Here is a 17,333-nt window from a genome sequence, read left to right as displayed (position 1 = left end):
CGCCACCATGAACCACCCTGCCGATTCCCATCCGCTGACCCATGTCACACACAGCCCGCCTGTCCTGTCCGTGCCCTTCGACCCGCGGCCACCGGAACCGCTGCGCGAAGAGCCGACCGTCGACCTGAAGGGATACTTGAGCACGCTCTACGACAGTCGCTGGCTCATCGGCAGCATCACCGCCTTCATCACGGTGGTGGCCGTGCTGTATGCATTGGTGGCCAAGCCCGTGTACGAAGCGAACCTGATGATCCACGTGGAAGAGGAAAGCCCGAACGCTTCCAAGAACATCCTGAGCGAAGCGTCGTCGCTGTTCGAGACCAAGAAGGCCGCGATCGCCGAGATGGAGCTGCTGCGTTCGCGCATGGTCGTCTCGCGTGCCGTCGACAACCTGCAGTTGTACATCGAGGTCCAGCCCAAGTACTTCCCGGTGGCCGGATTCTGGTTCGCTACCCAGAACGCCGGCAACCTGTCGGATCCGGGGCTGTTCGGCTATGGAGGCTACGTCTGGGGCGCCGAAAAGGCCGAGGTCTCGGTGTTCGAGGTGCCCGACTCCTGGCTGGACCGGGAATTCGTGCTGACGGCGCGTGCCGGCAACCGCTACCGTTTCTCGGGCGGCGGGCAGCGCCTGGCGTTCGACGGTACGGTCGGGCAGCGTTACCGCGTCCCCCTGCCGGACGGGATGCTCGAGATCAAGGTCGACCGCCTGTATGCCAACCCCGGCGCCCGTTTCCGCATCAAGCGCAAGTCGCGCCTGGGCACGATCCAGGCCATCCAGAGATCGATGGTGATCACCGAGCAGGGCAAGCAGTCCGGCATCATCGAGGTGAAACTGCAGGGAGAGAACTCGGCGCGCATCAATAACCTGCTGAGCGAGATCGGACGCGAGTACATGCGCCAGAACCTGGCGCGCAAGACCGAGGAGGCCGAGAAGTCGCTGGCCTTCCTGAACCAGCAACTGCCGATCCTCAAGCGGCAGCTGGAGCAATCGGAAGACCGCTACAACCAGTTCCGCAATGCCCACGGTACGGTCGACCTGCGCGAGGAAGCCCGCATGAGCCTGGCGCAGGCGGCGGCGGCGCGCACACGGCGCATGGAGCTGATCCAGAAGAAGACCGAGCTGCTGGCGCGCTTCACGGAGGACCATCCGATCGTGGCCGCAGTCAACCGCCAGCGCAAGGAAGTCGACGAGGAACTCGAGTCGATCGCCCGGCGTATCCGGACGCTCCCCGTGATGGAACAGGACGAGGCGCGCCTGACGCGCGACATCAAGGTCAACACCGACCTGTACACCGCCTTGTCCAATACCGCCCAACAGCTGCGCCTGATCTCGGTCGGACGGGTCAGCAACGTCCGCCTGGTGGATGCACCGATCGCCCCGGAGCGGCCGATCAAGCCGAACCGCCCGCTGATCGTCGCGATGGCCGTCGTCACGGGCCTGTTCCTCGGCACGCTCATCGCGTTCACCCGCAGGGCGATGCGCGGTGGTATCGACGATCCGCAGAAGATCGAGCGCATGCTGCGTGCCCGCGTCGTGTACGCTTCCATCCCGCACAGCGCCAACCAGGACAAGCTGATGCGCAAGTCCAAGCCCGACGGGGTGCTGCCGCTGCTGGCGCAGATCCTGCCGGAAGATCCCGCCGTCGAAAGCCTGCGCAGTTTCCGGGCGGCGCTCCAGTTCTCGATGCCGCACTTCAAGAATAACGTCGTCATGATGGCCGGGCCGACGCGCGACCTTGGCAAATCCTTTGTCGCGGCGAACTTTGCCGCCGTGATGGCAGCCAGCGGCAAACGTGTGCTCCTGATCGATGCCGACCTGCGCAACGGGCATCTGCACCGCTATTTCGGCGTAGAGCGCGGCAAGGGGCTGTCGCGCGCCATTATCGGTGGTGCGACCGTTGATGAAGTCATCCACCGCAATGTGCTCGAGCGCCTGGACTTCATTCCTACCGGCGAACTGCCGACGAACCGCGCCGAATTCCTCCTGCATCTCAACTTCGGCAATCTTCTCGAGACGGTGAGTCCCGAGTATGACCTCGTGCTGATCGATCCGCCCCCACTGCTGGCGGTGGCGGACGCGCTGATCATCGGCGCCCATGCCGGCGCAGTCTTCCTGATCGCCCGTTCGGGTGTGACGACGGAAGGGCAGATCAACGAGTCGATCAAGCGCCTGAACCATGCCGGTATTGCGCCGCGCGGAGTGCTGTTCAACGACATGGCCTTGCGGTTGGGCGATTATCGCTCGCAGTACGGCGGCGGGCCGCAACTAGCGTACGTGGCCTGAACCACACGGCATCGCACGCCCAGCCGGGCTTGGCAGTATCGTTCCGGTGTGGGCTCGCCGTTTTGGAACCAATATGCCGCCCGTGGCGCTGGGCAGCATCATGCATAGATACATTGCGGCTCAGGGAGCACGGCAAACGGTGCAGCCGGGCGCAGGCGGGCGTAGGCGGACAAGCCTGCCCAAGGTGAGCGATACCGGCAAGCGCGCATGGCAGCGGCGAGCGGATGGCGCAGGGGCGGGTGCTGCCATGAGGCGCGAAGTGGACCAGCAAGCGTGATCCCGGCCCCTGAGCGTCCCATGGACACGACATTCCCTGCAAACGACAACTCACGGCCAACGAGCAGGCGCGTCCTGAGGCGATTTAGCCTCGAGCTGGCGACACGTCGACGTCAGGCTGAGCGATGTAAGGCTCGGTGACGCAGGGCTGAGTGTGGCAAGAATCTGCCGGCGTTCCAACAACACGTCGAGGATGCGGCATCGAACGCGGCGCCGCCGCTTAGTGCCGATGGATACGAAGCGAACCGCACATCGGAAAGATCTCCGGCCAGCCTCGGCACGCCGGCCGGCCGGCTGGCGCGGCCCGTCATGCGACAGCCGATCTTCGACGACCTGGGGCGAATGCCGCGCAGCGGGCGATCGCGACGCGGCGCGAAATGACAGGAACCGGCAGCAGCCGGGAGGCCGGCGGGGATAACGGCAGAACGTGACGGCTGTCGTCTCGACTGCCGGGCCCGGCTTTGCCGATCAGGAGGCTTCATGAGCACCGTGCCGGATGGCGGCACGGTGGGGGAGGGTGGGACACGGAGCGGGACGCGCCAAAAACTTCCTTCCTGGCTGCCCGTCCGTGCCTTGGTCACGCCCGTGCCGGTCGATCAGTCCGGCGAAAGCGCCACGCGGACCGGCTTGGCCGATGGGGTGAGGAGCAGGCTCTTCAAGGCATTCCGGATCCGGATCGTGTGTCGTTCGAACAGCAGGTAGAACACATAGGAGGCCACCACGACAGTCCCCAGGACGGCGAAATACCAGAGGAAATCCGTCGCCACATAGGGGTCGAGGCGATCACGGCCGAGGAACTGGCGCCCCGCATAACGGATCAGGTCGATCACCGGAATATGCAGTACATACAGCGAGAACGAGAATTCCGAGAAGAAGACGGCGATCCGGTTGATCCGGACGTAGGTGGGCGATGCCGTGTCGACCTGTTGCTGGAGCGTTGCCAGGAAGAGCAGGAAGGGAACGCTGCAGATGATGTCCTGCATGAAGGAGCCCGGCACCAGGTCGTCGTTGATGCCGGTCAGCCGGTAGTAGACGAACAATGCCAGGGTCAGCAGCAGCAGGACGCCACGGCATACGCTGCCGCAATCGATCCGGACGCGCGAGAACACCGCACCGAGCAGCCAGAGCGCGAAGTACAGCGCGATCATGTCGCGCAGCGTGACCAGCAGCAGGACCAGGGCAGCCGCGGCTGCGGCACGGCGCAAGGCGCCACCCCCGGCAATGACCAGCAGGAGGAGTGGGAACTGGATGTAGTACCAGGTCTCGTGGGCCAGGCTCCACAAGGGGTAGTTCCCGCCGTAATAGGGAACCGTCATGGTCTGCAGGCCAAGGAGGTTGCCCACGAAGCTCGCCGCCGAGAATTCATTGGCGGGGTCGAAGTCCATCGGCCCCGGCACGGCCGCGCCGATCACCAGGCCGATTGCGAGGGTGAGCACGAACGTGGGGAGCAGGACTGTCCACAGGCGCGTGAAGCGGTCGATGGCGTAGTTCGCGATCGCCTGCGGCTTGCCCATCCTGTTCATCAGGCTGCCCCCGACCAGCCAGCCGCTGATGAGGAAGAAGACCACCACCGCCTGGTGCGCGAAACCCGTCAGGAATGCCAGCCCGAGGTAGGCCAGGCTCGGATCTTCGAGCGTGCGCAGGCCGGGATAGATTTCGGCGCGCAGGTGCGATGCCGCCACCTGCAGGGCTGCCAGGCCGCGCAGGGCGGAGATCAACACCGACTGCAACGCGTTATCGCCCAACGGGGCGCGTGCCAGCCATTGTATCGAGGGGAAGGAAACCATACGTTTCTCCATTGGTAAAAAACCTTAGCCGCAACTGTCCCAGGAATAGGGCCGGGCGTTGCCCGACAGTGCCAGTGCAACCTTGATCATCCAGTAGCCGACGTGCGCCGATTGCATCAGCGACGCCGCTACCATGAACACCAGCGCAGCGCTCGCTGCCGACGCCAGATTCAACGACACGCCTGCCGGTTCCGTCTGGTACACGGTGCCCACGCTGACGCCGGCACCAAGCATCCATCCTGCCGCTGCCTCCGCAGCCGAGTGCTCGTCCTGCCGCACCAGTTCGACCGCAACGACCGCTCCCAACAGCAGCCCGGCAGCCATGGCTGCCAGCCCGGCCCGGCCACCCGCATGGCGGCACAGCAGGTAACCGACCAGCGGATAGACGGCCGTCACCCCGGTTGCATGACCACTGATCGCCTTGAAATCCAGCATGGGTATATCCACTCCCCACGCCAGGTAAGCGATCTTGCTGCCGCCGACGAGGCCCACCGCTCCGCCATACAGGACCGCCCACGCAGCGGCTGCACGCCAACTGCGCGCGGCCAGCAGCCAGGTGCCTACCGCGGCGGCCAGCGGCAGGGTAAGTTCGAGGTCGCCCAGATGCAGTATCTGCATCGTCTGTCCGTCCGCTCAGCGCACGATGGCTGCGAGCGTATGTGCAAGGATGCGCACGTCGCCCCAGAAGCTCCGCTCGTTCACGTAGCGGACGTAGTAGTCGAGCTTGACCGGGAGCACGGCCTCGACGTAAGCCCGTTCCGGATCCGCCGCACGCGCCAGGATCGCGCTCTCGTCCTTGTAGCGGATGGCTGCCCAATCGGTGATGCCGGGCGCAACCGACAGCACGACGCGGCGCTGCGCGGGCGGATAACAGTCGACGTAGCGCGGCACCTCGGGACGCGGTCCGACCAGGCTCATGCTGCCCTCGACGACGTTCCACAGTTGCGGCAGTTCGTCGAGCTTGTAGTGGCGCAGGAAGCGGCCGGCGCGCGTCACGCGCGGATCGGCGCCGACGGTGAGTTGCGGCCCCTCCACCGGGCGCTGCTGCATGGTACGGAACTTGTAGATCGTGAACAGCCTGCCGCCGCGCCCGACGCGCTGCTGGCGGTACAGCACCGGACCGCGTGAATCGAGCTTGATCCACAGCGCAATCACGAGCAGCAGCGGCGCCAGCATCACCAGGCCGGCCAGCGAGGCCAGCAGGTCGAACAGGCGCTTGCTCATGACAGCAGGTCGTGCAGCGCGGCGATCACCCGGTCCTGGTCGGCGTCGCTCATCTTGGTGTACAGCGGCAGCGTCAGCATTGACGCGAAACTCGCTTCCGCCACCGGGAATGCGGCGGGATCGAGGCCGCACGTGTCGCGCCAGTACGGCTGGCGGTGCAGCGGGATGAAGTGCACGCTGGTGCCGATGCCGCGGTCCGACAGCGCCTGAATCAGCTCGTCCCGCTCCATCCCGGCCCCTTCCTTCAGCCGGACGACGTACAGGTGCCAGGCATGGGTGCTGGCCATGACCGGATGCGCCGGCAATACCAGGGGCAGCGCGGCCAGGCCCGCATCGTAGCGCTGGGCCAGCCAGGTGCGGCGCTGTTGGAAACGATCGATCTTGCGCAATTGCTCGATGCCGATGGCCGATGCGATATCGGTCAGGTTGTATTTGAAGCCGGCTGCGATCACTTCGTAGTGCCAGGAGGGCACGTGCGAGGTGTAGCGGTCGAAGGCGTCGCGGCTGATGCCATGCAGGCGCATGCAGCGCATGCGTGCGGCCAGCTCGGGGTGGCGTGTCACGACCATCCCGCCCTCGCCGGTGGTCATGGTCTTGTTGGCATAGAAGCTGAAGACGGTGATGTCGCTGCCGAGCGTGCCCACCAGCTTGCCGTCGAGGCGGGTGGGGAAGGCATGGGCCGCGTCCTCGATGACCCGCAGGCCATGGCGCGCTGCCAGCGCAAGGATCGCCTCCATGTCGCAGGCAAGCCCTGCGTAATGCACGGGGACCACGGCGCGTGTGCGGGGCGTAATGGCGGCCGCCACCGCGGATGGCGAGATGTTCAGGGTCGAGGGATCGACATCCACGAATACAGGGCGGGCGCCGAGATAGCGGACGACTTCGGCGGTGGCGGTGAACGTCATGGTCGGGACGATGACTTCGTCTCCCGGGCCGATGCCGACGCTTTCCAGGGCAAGGTGCAGGCCGGCCGTTGCCGAGTTGACCGAGATCGCCTCCACGTCGCCGCCGAGGTAGGCCCGGAAGTCCTGTTCGAAGCGCTTCGTCACAGGCCCGGTGGTCACCCACCCGGAGCGCAGGCAGGATTCGACCGCGCGGATTTCCTCGTCGCCGATGTCCGGCACTGCGAACGGCAGGAATCGGGTGGATGGAATGTCGTCCAGCGGGTCGCTGGCGACCAATGCCTCTTCAGCCATGGGATACCTCGTGTGCGAAAGTAGTCAGGAATCGTTGCCCAAGAATGGGATAGGTCAGGTTCGCCAGCGCGTGCGCCCGCCCGCGTTCCCCCAGGGCGCGCCGCTCGGTCTTGCTCATCGCCAGCAGCGCACCAAGTCCGTGCGCAATGGCGGCGGGATCGTCTGGTGCCACGGTCAGGCCGCAGCCCGCCTCGGCTACCGGGTCGTTACCGGCCTCGACCGCGTGCAGAACGGGACAGCCCCCCATCATGTAGTCGATGAGTTTGTTGGGTGCGATGCCGAAGCGGTACAGCGGCTGGCGCTGCCAGCCCAGGTAGGCGATATCGAGCTGGGCCATCAGGGCCGGAATCTGTTGTTTCGCGATGGGCGCGGCAAAGTGGACGTTATCGAGCCCGAGCTCGCGTGCCCGGCGCTCGAGCCGGGGCTTTTCCGGGCCGTCGCCGACCAGCACGAAGGCGACCGGCCTGTTCCGCATGAGGGCGGCCGCATCGAGCAGGGTGTCGAGCGCGTTGGCGATGCCGTGGCTGCCGGCGTACCCGACCACGGCGCGGCCTTGCGCGCGCTGGCCGGCTAGCAGGGCATCGAGCGCCTCGGGCAGGGCCGGATGGGCGGCCAGCCATTCGGCCGGGTCGGTGCCGTTGGGGATGACATGCAGCTTGTGCGGCGCCATGCCGCGCGCTTCAAGGTGGCTGCGCACCTTGGGCAGGATCGACACGATCGTGTCGGCATGGCGGCAGGCATGGTCTTCGGCAGCCTGCAGCAGCCGGATGAAGGGATGGTGGCGCGAATAGCCACCCAGTTCCATCGGCGACAAGGGCCACAGGTCGTGTACCTCGTGCAGCAGGCGCGCGCCGGCCAGTCGGGCGATCCGGTGGGCGGGCCAGATGTCGAGAGGGTAGGTGCTCGAAGCGATGACGACCTGCGGGGCGATCTCACGGGCCAGCGTGCGGGCTTCGCGCCACAGGCGCGTGACGAATGCGGCCATGTTGCGCACGCGCTTGACGCCGTTGCCGCGGTAGGGCGGGGTGGCGTACCACGTGTACTCGATTCCGTCGATGGTTTCGTCATGGCGGGACCGCCCGTTCATCTCGGGGGCGCGGGCGCGCACATGCGCCTGGCTGGCGGCAACGATCCGCACCCGGTGCCCAAGCCGGACCCATTCACGCGCGAGATAATAGGGCCGGTACTCCATGCCGTGGTGGACCGACCCGGCGTAGTGGTTGATCAAGAGGATGTTCATGTGCGCCAGGCCATTTCTTCGACGAGCCGGCGCATGTTGCAGCGCGTGCTCTCCACCCAATTCGTTTCCCACTGCACCGGATGGGTCAGCAGGCAGATGTGTTCATACTTTTCCAGCGCGTCGAATGGCGACAGCGGGTAGTAATAGACCGGGTGCTTGCGGTCGCTGATATAGATGTCGAAACAGCGCAGCAGCTCGGCGTCATAGGATTCGCACTCGATGCCGCAGCGGCGGCGCAGCGCCTCGTCGCGCAGCAGTTCGTGATTGATCACCTTCAGCCGGCGATTGGCGAAATCGCCGTGGCTGGCGACGGTCGTGAGCGGCAGGCCGAGGCGTTCGACGATGCTGCTTACATTGCGTGCGAACATCTCGCGGATCTCGGGGAAGCGCTGGCGGACGGCGTCGGCACTGCGCAGGCGATGGCGCTTGGCGTAATCGGCGACTTCTTCGTAGTGGTAGCTCGCTTCGCTGCCGGCCGCCTCGATGTCGCGCATGAAGCCGAAGTCCAGGGTGCAGAGCCGGAAATAGTAGCTCGCATGGACGCCGTGGCGCGACTCGATGGCAAACATCTTCTTGGCGGTGCGCAGGTCGCTGTCGATATCGTGCCGGTGAACGAAGCTCTTGCCGGTCGGCCGCCCGTGATGGTGGATGTCGCGATAGAACTCACGTACCGACAATTGCGCATAACCGGCGTCGGCCACTTCCCGGACGAGCGCATCGTACTCGCCGAGCCGGCTCGGCATGAGGTAATCTGCATAGACACGGTTGAGCATGATGTTCACTGCAGCGTATAGCTGGCGCGATAAGGGCGGAAGCCCAGGATGGTCTTGAAGGTCTTCAGCCCCGGCTGGGCACCGAAGAAGGTGTCGTACATCACGTAGCGCACTTGCCCGTCGTCAATCAGCCGGCAAATGGCCTCGGTGAGCAGGAGGTGCATGATGCCGTCGTTATTGCGGATGCCCAGCATCTGGGAGAAGGCGGCGAAATTGCCATAAATTCCCAGGTTGGCATAGGCCACGAGCTTTCCCTGGCTATTCAATACGCCGTAATAACGGAAATGCTTCTGCTTCTCGAAATGCTCGCGCTTTTCCAGGTATTTCTGGTCCATCGGGCGGCCCTGGCGCTCGTCGAGACTGGTATTGATTTCGTGGATATCGTCGACGTAGTTATTCCGGTCGATTTCTTGTACGGCATATCCACGGTTGCGCGCGCGTTTGGCGTGGTAGCCGCCCTGGTTCTTGCCTTTGATGTGGTCGAGATAAGCCTGTCTGTCAGGAAAGACCGACAGATCGATGAGCGCGGCACCGATTGTCTTATGTCGAATGAGTTTGAAACGTGGATGCGGTTTCGTATAAGTGCGATAGGTCTTTTTAATATCGTCGGGATCGATTTCCTGGGTAAAGCAAAGCTCTGCCTTGGGCAATTTAATTACTTCGAGCAAGGTATTGTAGTGTTGCAGGAACATAGTCGCTCTCAAGTATTTTGTATTAGGTAAACAATACGGCTGAACGCGCCGGCTCTTGTTGAAGTGGCTTAAGAGCAGGCACTGCAATTCAATCAATTGAATGCATCTTATGTTTTGCAAAACCATGCCTCGTGGAATAAATAGTGCGAGATCGTTGCGCAGCGAAAATATCGGCATAAAACGCAATCAATTTGTCCGATTCGTTCTCCCAGTTATAGCGCTCCAACACTGCACGCCTTCCGTTTTCGCCCATCTGCCTTGCCAGCACCGGATGAGCCGCCAGGTGGTCGATGGCGCCGGCGATTGCCGCGGGATCGCATGGATCGACGCACAGGCCGCATCCGCTGCCTTCGACGATGTCACGCCACAATGGAAAATCAGAGGCGATGACCGGTATACCTGCCGCCATGTACTCGAACATCTTCACAGGCAGGGCTTCGCGGTAGCTGGCGGTCGGCTGCAGCGTGACGAGTCCGGCGAACGCCTGCGCCATGACATGCGCGACACCCGAGCGGTCCAGGTGGCCGAGGGCATCGACGCGTTGCCAGCCGGGGTAGGCTGCCACTTCCGTCTCGAGTGCCGGCTCGGCGAAACTGCCCGCCAGGGCCAGCCGCACCGGGGTGCGCAGCAGGGCGCAGGCCTTGACGAGTTCGCGTATGCCGCGGATCGCCGAGATGCTGCCCACGTAGCAGACGCGGTCGCGTATAAGGTTGCCGGTCGCAGGAGGCGGGAACTCCTCGATGCGCGGGAAATTGTTCACATCAAGGGTCAGCGGGTTGTAGGCTGCAAGCCGGCTGCGAATGATCGGGGTCGCCGCCAGGATGCCGTCGAAGCGGCGGCACGCAAAGCGCTCGAGGTGCCGGAATGCCTGCGACAACATTCGTGCTGTCCGCGGCGACAGGTAGGGCTTGTCGAGCAGCTGGGTGGGGACGTCTTCGTGCGCGTCGAAGACGACGTGCCGGCCGGCGCGTTTCAGCCACAGGCCGGCGGGAATCAGCTCGGGGTCGTGCAGCTGATAGACGTCGGCATCCAGGGCGAGGGCGGCGCGGGCAACCCGACGGGTGACGCGCAGCATGCGGTCGCGCCGGCCGGCCGGCCGACCAACATCGACGATCCGGACGCCATCGCGGCACGCGTCGCCGGCGCCGTCGGCCACCACCAGTGCCACGTCATGTCCGTGGCTGGCCAGGCTGCGGCACTGTTTCACGAAAATCCGCGTATCGAAGCGCGGATGTGCCGAGGTCATGTGCACGATGCGGGGCATGTTTCCTCTCATACGAGTAGCGCGCGCAGGCGCCGAGGGTGGCGCTGAGCAGCATGTCGGTGAAGTAGTGGGACGACAACAGGAGCAGGACGGTGACGCAGGCGAACGAGAACGCGCACAGGAACAACCCGCGCGAACGGGCGGCAAAATATTCGTGGAAGAACATTGGCGTGATGGGCACGATGGCCAGTGCCGCCAGGTAGACCATGCCGAACAGCCCGAGGTCGACCCAGGCGGACAGCACGTTGTGGGAATAGTAGCCCGGCTTGTAGCTGGCGTAGTCGCCGAAGATCGGATGGGCTGCAATGGTCTGCCAGGCGTGCACGGTCAGTTGCTGGCGTATGTTCGCCGAGGTCGAGTGGGACAGGTCGAGCAGCTCGAGAATGCGGTTGGACGGCAGCACGGCGAGGATCCGGTCGAAATACATGGCCAGCAGCGCCACCAGCATGGCGCCGGCCAGCAGGAAATACAGCTTGTGCCGCGAGTAGTAGAACTCGATCACGGGAATGGCGAACAGCAGGGCAGCGAATTCGCTGCGCGCCGTGTTGACGAACAGGGTGGCCGCGCCCAGCGCATGCAGCAGCAGCCGCAGCGGCAACCTGCGGGTGAAGGTCACGACCGCCAGGTAAGTGAACAGGTAGGAGCGCGAGAAGCCCTGGTAGGTCGCCAGCGCATCGGCATCCTTGGCGACCCCCATCGCGCCCAGGTAGAACACGCCGTCCACGGAATACGAAAAGGCGATCGACGACATTGCCACGAGGCTGAGCAGCCCGACCGTGCGGAAGCGCCGGCTTTCGAAATCGATGAAACTGAACATCACGTAAACGAGCACCATGAACAGGATGCCGAGCACATGGGCGGTCACGATGGTACGGTTGGCGCCCGAGGCGGCGTTGATGAAGACGACTGTGGCGAAGTAAGCGAAGAACAGGCCGTAGTGGATGTCGATCATCGTCAGGCGCCGCCGGTCGCGCCGCATGCGTGAAAGGTAGACCAGGCAGACGGGGATGGAGAAGAGCAGGGCTATCGGTGCAAAATAGCCCCCCAGGAAGGCACCGGTGGTGCCGGTGCCAAGCAGGGTGTGATAAAAGAAAAAGCCGGGAAACAACAAGAAAAAGCATGCGATCAGCACCAGCTGGTCGCGCCGCTCCCATCCGGTTTCCCGTAGCGTGCTCATGCGGCCGCCATCACGTTGCGCGAGCATTGCCACGACATGTGCAGGTAGACCAGGTACAGGCACGAGTACCCGATGACATACCACAGCACGTTCTGCTCGATGCTGCCCGGTGCCAGGAAGGCGCCGAGGGTGAGGCAGAACAGGGTGACTTGCCACAGCAGGTCGGCCTTCTGGCGCCCGGCGACGAAAAACACGTAGCTGAGCGGACTGGCGATGAAGTTCAGCAGGAACAAAGGGGCCATGAGCTGGGCCAGTTCCCCGGAAGCCCGCCAGCTTTCTCCGAAAACCCAGGCAAACAGGTGCGGGGCAAACAACAACAGGACCAGGGCTGGGCCCGCGCCGAGCACCATCAGTGCCTTGAAGGTCTTGATGTAGGTTCGGGTGCAGTTTCCGTGCTCTTCGAACTCGCGCACGGATTCACGCTTGAACACTTCCAGGATCGAGGAAGCGATCAGGGAGATGGGAGCGGAGAGCACGCGCTGGGTCAGGGCGTACAGACCGGCGGCCAGTACGCCGTGGCGCATCCCGATCAGGAACAGCGGCAACTGGCTGACGGCGCCGTTGAGCAGGTTCGACGGCAGCGAGTAACGCCAGAACTTGTGGTGCCGCATCAGGTGGGCGCGCTGTTCGGCGTCGGGGAGCCAGCCGATCGGCGCCGCGGGAGGGTGCAGCAGCATGCGTGCGGTGGCGAAGCCGACCGCGCTTCCGATCACGTGGCCGGCCACCAATCCCGCTCCGCCGAGTCCGGCATACAGCAGCGCGAGTTGCGTGCCCACGATGGTCGCGGCGGTGGTGACCTTGGCGCGTGCCGCCTTGCCGAACGCGTTGTGCGACGTGGCATAGGCGAGGGTGGTTTGCATGCAGGCGGTGAGCCAGGTGGCGATCCCGATGGTGAGCAGCGAGCTCCAGGGCAGGCTGCATGCCGGCCCGAAGCCGACCAGGCACGCCCCGGCGGCGAGGACCGTCACGGCTACCGCGGTGACGGTGGCGCTGTAGAAGACGACGCGAAAGCACGCGCGCTGCCGTTCGGGCTCATGGTCGAGGATCATGGCCGCTTCCATGCGCAAGGTCGCGCCGATCGCCGATATCGCAACGATGCCGAGCCACACACTGTAGGCGCCGAGCTCGCCCGGGCTGCACAGCCGGGTGAGCAGCGGCGCGGCCAGCAGTGGTAGTGCCTGGGCGCCGACGGCGCCGGTCACGACCGTCGCGACGTTGCGCCAGAAGGGCGGCACTTGCATGCGACGACGTCTCATGCCGCCTTGCCGTCGAACTGGGCGAGTGCAGCCGCCACCGCGTCAGCCACCTGGTGGGCGCTCTGGCGGTCGAGGTAGGGACCCATCGGAAGACTCAATACTTGGTGGGACAGGCTGCTGGCCACCGGGCAGCTGCCGGGGCTGGACCAGTGGGCATAGGCAGGTTGCTGGTGGATCGGGACCGGGTAGTGGACCGCAGTCGGGATGCCGGCAGCATGCAGCGCTTCCTGCAAGCGTTCGCGCTGCGGTGCCAGGACCGTGTATTGCGCGTACACGCTGGTGCGGTCGGGCTGGCAACCGACCACGTCGAGATGCCCGGCTAGCAAGTCATCGTAATAGGCCGCGGCACGCTGGCGCTGTTCGACTTCCCATTCGAAACGTTCCAGCTTGGCGAGCACGACGGCGCACTGGAGCGTGTCCATGCGGCCGCCGACACCGATACGCGTGTGGACATAGCGGCGTGATTGGCCATGCACGCGAATTTCGCGCATCGCGGTGGCGAGTTCGTCGTCGCTGGTGAAGATGGCGCCGCCATCGCCATAGCAGCCGAGCGGCTTGCTGGGGAAAAAGCTGGTGCAGCCGACCGTGGACAGGTTGCAGCTCTTGCGGCCGCGGTAGGTGGCGCCGAAACTTTGTGCGGCGTCTTCGATGACGGCCAGGCCATGGCGCTCGGCCACCTCGTTGATGGCGTCCATGTCGGCGGGCTGGCCGTACAGCGAGACCGGGATGATGGCGCGGGTGCGTGGCGTGACATGCGCCTCGATCTGGCGCGCATCCAGGTTGCAGGTGCGGGCTTCGACGTCGACGAACACCGGCGTGGCGCCCAGCAGCACGACCGCTTCGGCGGTAGCAATGAAGGAAAAGGGCGTGGTGATGACTTCGTCGCCGGGCTTGATGCCCAGGGCCATCAGCGCGATGACGAGTGCCTCGGTGCCCGACGACACCGTGATGCAGTGCCGGGCGCCGGTGTAGGCAGCCAGCTTGCCTTCCAGTTCGGCTACTTCCGGCCCCATGATGTACTGACCATGGTCGAGCACGGTCTGGATGCGCTGGTTGATCAGCTCGCGGGAGGCCAGGTATTGCGACTTGAGATCGATGAAATCCATGACGGTCCTTCTTAGGATTGGTTGGCGGCGCGTTCGATGCGGCACGCACCCTGGTGCAGCACGTACAGGTCGCCGGTGTGCGGGCAGCGTGCTTCGCCGCTGCCGTCGGGTTCGAACGGCAGGCGTTCGCCGAAGCGGCTGATCCAGCCGATTCTCCGTGCCGGCACCCCGGCGACCAGCGCGAAGGCCGGCACGTCGCGGTTGACGACGGCGCCTGCAGCGACGAAGGCATATTCGCCGATGGTCACGCCGCAGACGATGGTGGCGTTGGCCCCGATCGTGGCGCCGCGGCGCACCAGGGTGCGCCGGTATTCATGCTTGCGCGTCACTGCGGCGCGCGGGTTGTAGACGTTGGTGAACACCATGCTCGGGCCGCAGAACACCTCGTCCTCGAGCGTGACGGCGTCGTAGATCGAGACATTGTTCTGGACCTTCACCTGGTTGCCGAGCCGGACGTCGTTGCCGACATAAACGTTCTGGCCCAGCGAGCAGTCGTTCCCGATGCGCGCGCCGGCGCAGACGTGGGCAAAATGCCATACCCGGGTGCCGTCGCCGAGGGCGGCGCCATGGTCGACGATGGCGCTGGAGTGGATCACGATGGCCATGATCAGTACTCCAGGGGGAGGGCGATGCGCTTGCCGTCGCGCGCCGACCGGTAGGCCGCTACCAGCACTTCGAGCGACTTCAATCCTTCGCGCCCGTCCGTTTCCGGTTCGGCTTCGCCGCGCAGGACCTTGATCACGTTGTCGTAGTACAGCGGGTGGCCGAAACCGTAGACCGAGGTGGTCTGGTAGCTGGCTTCCTTGACGAGTTCGTCATCGGGGTCGGGTTTGGCGAACTCCCACTGCTGTACCTCGTTGACGGCGACTCCGCCGATGCGGGCAGTACCGTGCTCGCCCAGGATGGTGATCGAGCCTTCGAGGTTGCGCGGGTAGGTCAGCATCGTGACGTTCATCGAGCCGAGCGCGCCATTGCGCCAGCGCAGGCTGATGACGCCCGTGTCCTCGACCTCGATGTCGCGCGCCAGCGTGGCCGTGTAGGCCTGCAGGCTTTCCACCGGGCCGACGATCCAGTCGATCAGGTCGACGTAGTGGCTGGCCTGGTTCATGAAGGCGCCGCCGTCGAACTCCCAGGTGCCGCGCCATTTTGCGCTGTTGTAGTACTCGTCCGGCCTGGTCCAGAACACGTTCAGGTTGACCATGTAGATGCGGCCGAAGCGCTTCTTCTCGACTGCGCTCTTGAGCAGCTGCAGCGTGGCGTTGCGGCGGTTCTGCTTGACGACGAACAGGCGTACGCCGGCGGCATCGGCGGCGGCAACCATGGCCTTTCCGTCTTCCCAGCGGGTGGCCATCGGTTTCTCGGTGATGACATGGCGGCCGGCCTGCGCCACCTGGATCGCCTGCTGCGGGTGCAGCCCGGACGGGGTGGCGAGCACGAAGGCGTCGGCGTCGCATTCGGCCAGCATGCGGTCGAGGCTGCGCCAGGGCCTGGCGCCGGTGGCGGCGGCTTCCTCCAGTGCGCGCGGGTTGACGTCGCAGACGCCGACCAGCTCGCAGCGGTCGTGGTGCTCGCGGATCGCATTCATGTGGTTCTTGGCTATGCGGCCGCAGCCGACCAGGGCGAAACGGATCTTGCGGTCGAGAATGGCAGGGGGATAGGAACGCATCGTAGTCTCCGGGCTTGGCTCAGGCTTTCACGACATTCGGCAGGCGTTCGGTGTACACGCCGCGGGTATCGACGATCAGGTTCGCGTACTGGCGCACCAGTTCATAGTCGAAGGCACTATGGGCGGTGGCCACCAGCACCACGTCGTAGGAGGCGATCGCATTTGGCGTCAGGGCCACGCTCGACAGCTCGAAACGGTGTTCGCGCATCCGTGGGAAGACCGGCACGTGCGGATCGGAATAGTCGACGGTGGCGCCCTTGCGGCGCAGGATTTCCATCAAGGCCACCGACGGCGACTCGCGCATGTCCTCGACATCCTTCTTGTAGGCGATGCCCAGCACCAGCACCCGGCTGCCCATGATCGACCGCCCGCGCTCGTTGAGTGCATCGGCCACCTTGCTGATGACCCAGTGCGGCATGTCGCTGTTGATTTCGCCTGCGAGTTCGATGAAACGGGTGTGCACGCCGTATTCGCGCGCCTTCCAGGTGAGGTAGAAGGGGTCGATCGGGATGCAGTGCCCGCCCAGGCCAGGGCCGGGATAATAGGGCGTGAAGCCGAACGGCTTGGTGGCGGCGGCGCGGATCACCTCGTGGATATCGATGTCCATGCGGTCGGCGATGATCTTCATCTCGTTGACCAGGCCGATATTGACGGCGCGGTGGATGTTCTCGAGCAGCTTGGTGAGTTCGGCCGCCCGGGTCGAACTGACCGGCACCACCTGGTCGACCGCGGCGCGGTACAGTGCCAGGCCGGCGTCCAGGCAGGCCTGGGTGCTGCCGCCGCAGACCTTCGGAATCGTGCGGGTCTGGAAGTGCGCATTGCCCGGGTCTTCGCGTTCCGGCGAAAACACGAGGAACAGGTCGCGCCCGATCGTGAAGCCGCGCGACTCCAGCCGCGGGCGCAGTTCCTCTTCGGTGGTGCCCGGGTAGGTGGTGCTTTCGAGCGATACGACCTGGCCGGCCCGCACGTAGGGCAGCAGGGCATTGACGGTGCCGAGCACGAAGGACAGGTCGGGCTCGCGGTAGGCGTTGAGCGGGGTGGGCACGCAGATGATCAGGGCATCGGCTTCGCCGGCGCGGGTGAAGTCGGCGGTGGCCTCGAACCCGTGCTCGCGCGCCGCACCCACGGCCTTGGCGTCGATATGCTTGATGTAGCTCTCACCGCGATTGAGGCGATCGACCTTGTCGACATCGATGTCGATCCCGAGCACCCGGAAGCCTTGTGCCGCGTAGCATAGGGTCAGCGGCAGCCCGACATAGCCGAGGCCGACAATGCCGATGACGGCAGTGCGGTCCTGCAGCTTGGCCAGCAGCTGCTCCAGGTGAGGGGAGATGTTCTCGTCGCGCATGTGTTTCCTCGTCGGTCAGTGACAATAGTGGGGGCAGGCTTCAG

At 64.8% G+C, this 17,333-nt stretch carries 15 protein-coding genes; 1 reads left to right on the top strand and 14 read right to left on the bottom strand.

What is annotated here, in order from left to right:
* The first annotated feature begins 7 nt into the window (after positions 1 to 7).
* Positions 8 to 2,284: a polysaccharide biosynthesis tyrosine autokinase gene (locus tag ACFFJK_RS11215; RefSeq protein WP_379679215.1), complete on the top strand. Its 2,277-nt coding sequence runs from the start codon at positions 8 to 10 to the stop codon at positions 2,282 to 2,284.
* Positions 2,285 to 3,156: 872 nt separating this feature from the next.
* Here the strand turns inward: ACFFJK_RS11215 and ACFFJK_RS11210 are convergent.
* The 14 genes from ACFFJK_RS11210 to ACFFJK_RS11145 form a co-directional block, all read right to left on the bottom strand.
* Positions 3,157 to 4,347: an acyltransferase family protein gene (locus ACFFJK_RS11210; protein ID WP_379679214.1), complete on the bottom strand. Its 1,191-nt coding sequence runs from the start codon at positions 4,345 to 4,347 to the stop codon at positions 3,157 to 3,159.
* 24 nt (positions 4,348 to 4,371) lie between these two features.
* Entirely contained in the window at positions 4,372 to 4,965 is a 594-nt protein-coding gene (locus tag ACFFJK_RS11205) for a phosphoesterase (protein ID WP_379679213.1), read from the bottom strand.
* A 15-nt stretch (positions 4,966 to 4,980) separates the two neighbouring features.
* Positions 4,981 to 5,571 (bottom strand): sugar transferase, encoded by a 591-nt coding sequence (locus ACFFJK_RS11200; protein WP_379679212.1) that lies wholly within the window; start codon positions 5,569 to 5,571, stop codon positions 4,981 to 4,983.
* On the bottom strand, positions 5,568 to 6,767 hold the full coding sequence (locus ACFFJK_RS11195) for a DegT/DnrJ/EryC1/StrS family aminotransferase (RefSeq protein ID WP_379679211.1): 1,200 nt from the start codon (positions 6,765 to 6,767) through the stop codon (positions 5,568 to 5,570). Before ACFFJK_RS11195 ends, ACFFJK_RS11200 begins: the two co-directional genes overlap by 4 nt.
* Positions 6,760 to 8,007 carry a glycosyltransferase family 4 protein gene (locus ACFFJK_RS11190; RefSeq protein WP_379679210.1) on the bottom strand — a complete coding sequence of 416 codons (1,248 nt, stop codon included), beginning with the start codon at positions 8,005 to 8,007 and terminating at the stop codon, positions 6,760 to 6,762. The genes ACFFJK_RS11195 and ACFFJK_RS11190 overlap by 8 nt, the downstream gene beginning before the upstream one ends.
* Positions 8,004 to 8,780: a hypothetical protein gene (locus tag ACFFJK_RS11185; protein WP_379679209.1), complete on the bottom strand. Its 777-nt coding sequence runs from the start codon at positions 8,778 to 8,780 to the stop codon at positions 8,004 to 8,006. The genes ACFFJK_RS11190 and ACFFJK_RS11185 overlap by 4 nt, the downstream gene beginning before the upstream one ends.
* 5 nt (positions 8,781 to 8,785) lie before the next feature.
* On the bottom strand, positions 8,786 to 9,472 hold the full coding sequence (locus ACFFJK_RS11180; RefSeq protein WP_379679208.1) for a GNAT family N-acetyltransferase: 687 nt from the start codon (positions 9,470 to 9,472) through the stop codon (positions 8,786 to 8,788).
* 88 nt (positions 9,473 to 9,560) lie between these two features.
* Positions 9,561 to 10,736 carry a glycosyltransferase family 4 protein gene (locus ACFFJK_RS11175; protein ID WP_379679207.1) on the bottom strand — a complete coding sequence of 392 codons (1,176 nt, stop codon included), beginning with the start codon at positions 10,734 to 10,736 and terminating at the stop codon, positions 9,561 to 9,563.
* Positions 10,642 to 11,913, bottom strand: a complete 1,272-nt coding sequence (locus ACFFJK_RS11170) for an O-antigen ligase family protein (protein ID WP_379679206.1) — start codon at positions 11,911 to 11,913, stop codon at positions 10,642 to 10,644. The genes ACFFJK_RS11175 and ACFFJK_RS11170 overlap by 95 nt, the downstream gene beginning before the upstream one ends.
* Entirely contained in the window at positions 11,910 to 13,154 is a 1,245-nt protein-coding gene (locus ACFFJK_RS11165) for a lipopolysaccharide biosynthesis protein (RefSeq protein WP_379679205.1), read from the bottom strand. Before ACFFJK_RS11165 ends, ACFFJK_RS11170 begins: the two co-directional genes overlap by 4 nt.
* 11 nt (positions 13,155 to 13,165) lie before the next feature.
* Entirely contained in the window at positions 13,166 to 14,275 is a 1,110-nt protein-coding gene (locus ACFFJK_RS11160) for a DegT/DnrJ/EryC1/StrS family aminotransferase (protein ID WP_379679204.1), read from the bottom strand.
* An 11-nt stretch (positions 14,276 to 14,286) separates the two neighbouring features.
* Positions 14,287 to 14,880 carry an acyltransferase gene (locus ACFFJK_RS11155; protein ID WP_379679203.1) on the bottom strand — a complete coding sequence of 198 codons (594 nt, stop codon included), beginning with the start codon at positions 14,878 to 14,880 and terminating at the stop codon, positions 14,287 to 14,289.
* Between the two features lie 2 nt (positions 14,881 to 14,882).
* Positions 14,883 to 15,941: a Gfo/Idh/MocA family protein gene (locus tag ACFFJK_RS11150; protein WP_379679202.1), complete on the bottom strand. Its 1,059-nt coding sequence runs from the start codon at positions 15,939 to 15,941 to the stop codon at positions 14,883 to 14,885.
* A gap of 19 nt (positions 15,942 to 15,960) precedes the next feature.
* Positions 15,961 to 17,289, bottom strand: a complete 1,329-nt coding sequence (locus tag ACFFJK_RS11145) for a nucleotide sugar dehydrogenase (RefSeq protein ID WP_379679201.1) — start codon at positions 17,287 to 17,289, stop codon at positions 15,961 to 15,963.
* Between the last annotated feature and the right edge of the window lie 44 nt (positions 17,290 to 17,333).

Source organism: Massilia consociata (assembly GCF_042432755.1).
Lineage (GTDB): Bacteria > Pseudomonadota > Gammaproteobacteria > Burkholderiales > Burkholderiaceae_D > Telluria > Telluria consociata.
This window is presented reverse-complemented; position numbering and strand designations above follow the sequence as displayed.

Bases quoted from the DNA above. Each gene is read 5' to 3' on its own strand.
- ACFFJK_RS11215 (WP_379679215.1), top strand. From the start codon at position 8: ATGAACCACCCTGCCGATTCCCATCCGCTGACCCATGTCACACACAGC.
- ACFFJK_RS11210 (WP_379679214.1), bottom strand. From the start codon at position 4,347: ATGGTTTCCTTCCCCTCGATACAATGGCTGGCACGCGCCCCGTTGGGC.
- ACFFJK_RS11205 (WP_379679213.1), bottom strand. From the start codon at position 4,965: ATGCAGATACTGCATCTGGGCGACCTCGAACTTACCCTGCCGCTGGCC.
- ACFFJK_RS11200 (WP_379679212.1), bottom strand. From the start codon at position 5,571: ATGAGCAAGCGCCTGTTCGACCTGCTGGCCTCGCTGGCCGGCCTGGTG.
- ACFFJK_RS11195 (WP_379679211.1), bottom strand. From the start codon at position 6,767: ATGGCTGAAGAGGCATTGGTCGCCAGCGACCCGCTGGACGACATTCCA.
- ACFFJK_RS11190 (WP_379679210.1), bottom strand. From the start codon at position 8,007: ATGAACATCCTCTTGATCAACCACTACGCCGGGTCGGTCCACCACGGC.
- ACFFJK_RS11185 (WP_379679209.1), bottom strand. From the start codon at position 8,780: ATGCTCAACCGTGTCTATGCAGATTACCTCATGCCGAGCCGGCTCGGC.
- ACFFJK_RS11180 (WP_379679208.1), bottom strand. From the start codon at position 9,472: ATGTTCCTGCAACACTACAATACCTTGCTCGAAGTAATTAAATTGCCC.
- ACFFJK_RS11175 (WP_379679207.1), bottom strand. From the start codon at position 10,736: ATGCCCCGCATCGTGCACATGACCTCGGCACATCCGCGCTTCGATACG.
- ACFFJK_RS11170 (WP_379679206.1), bottom strand. From the start codon at position 11,913: ATGAGCACGCTACGGGAAACCGGATGGGAGCGGCGCGACCAGCTGGTG.
- ACFFJK_RS11165 (WP_379679205.1), bottom strand. From the start codon at position 13,154: ATGCAAGTGCCGCCCTTCTGGCGCAACGTCGCGACGGTCGTGACCGGC.
- ACFFJK_RS11160 (WP_379679204.1), bottom strand. From the start codon at position 14,275: ATGGATTTCATCGATCTCAAGTCGCAATACCTGGCCTCCCGCGAGCTG.
- ACFFJK_RS11155 (WP_379679203.1), bottom strand. From the start codon at position 14,880: ATGGCCATCGTGATCCACTCCAGCGCCATCGTCGACCATGGCGCCGCC.
- ACFFJK_RS11150 (WP_379679202.1), bottom strand. From the start codon at position 15,941: ATGCGTTCCTATCCCCCTGCCATTCTCGACCGCAAGATCCGTTTCGCC.
- ACFFJK_RS11145 (WP_379679201.1), bottom strand. From the start codon at position 17,289: ATGCGCGACGAGAACATCTCCCCTCACCTGGAGCAGCTGCTGGCCAAG.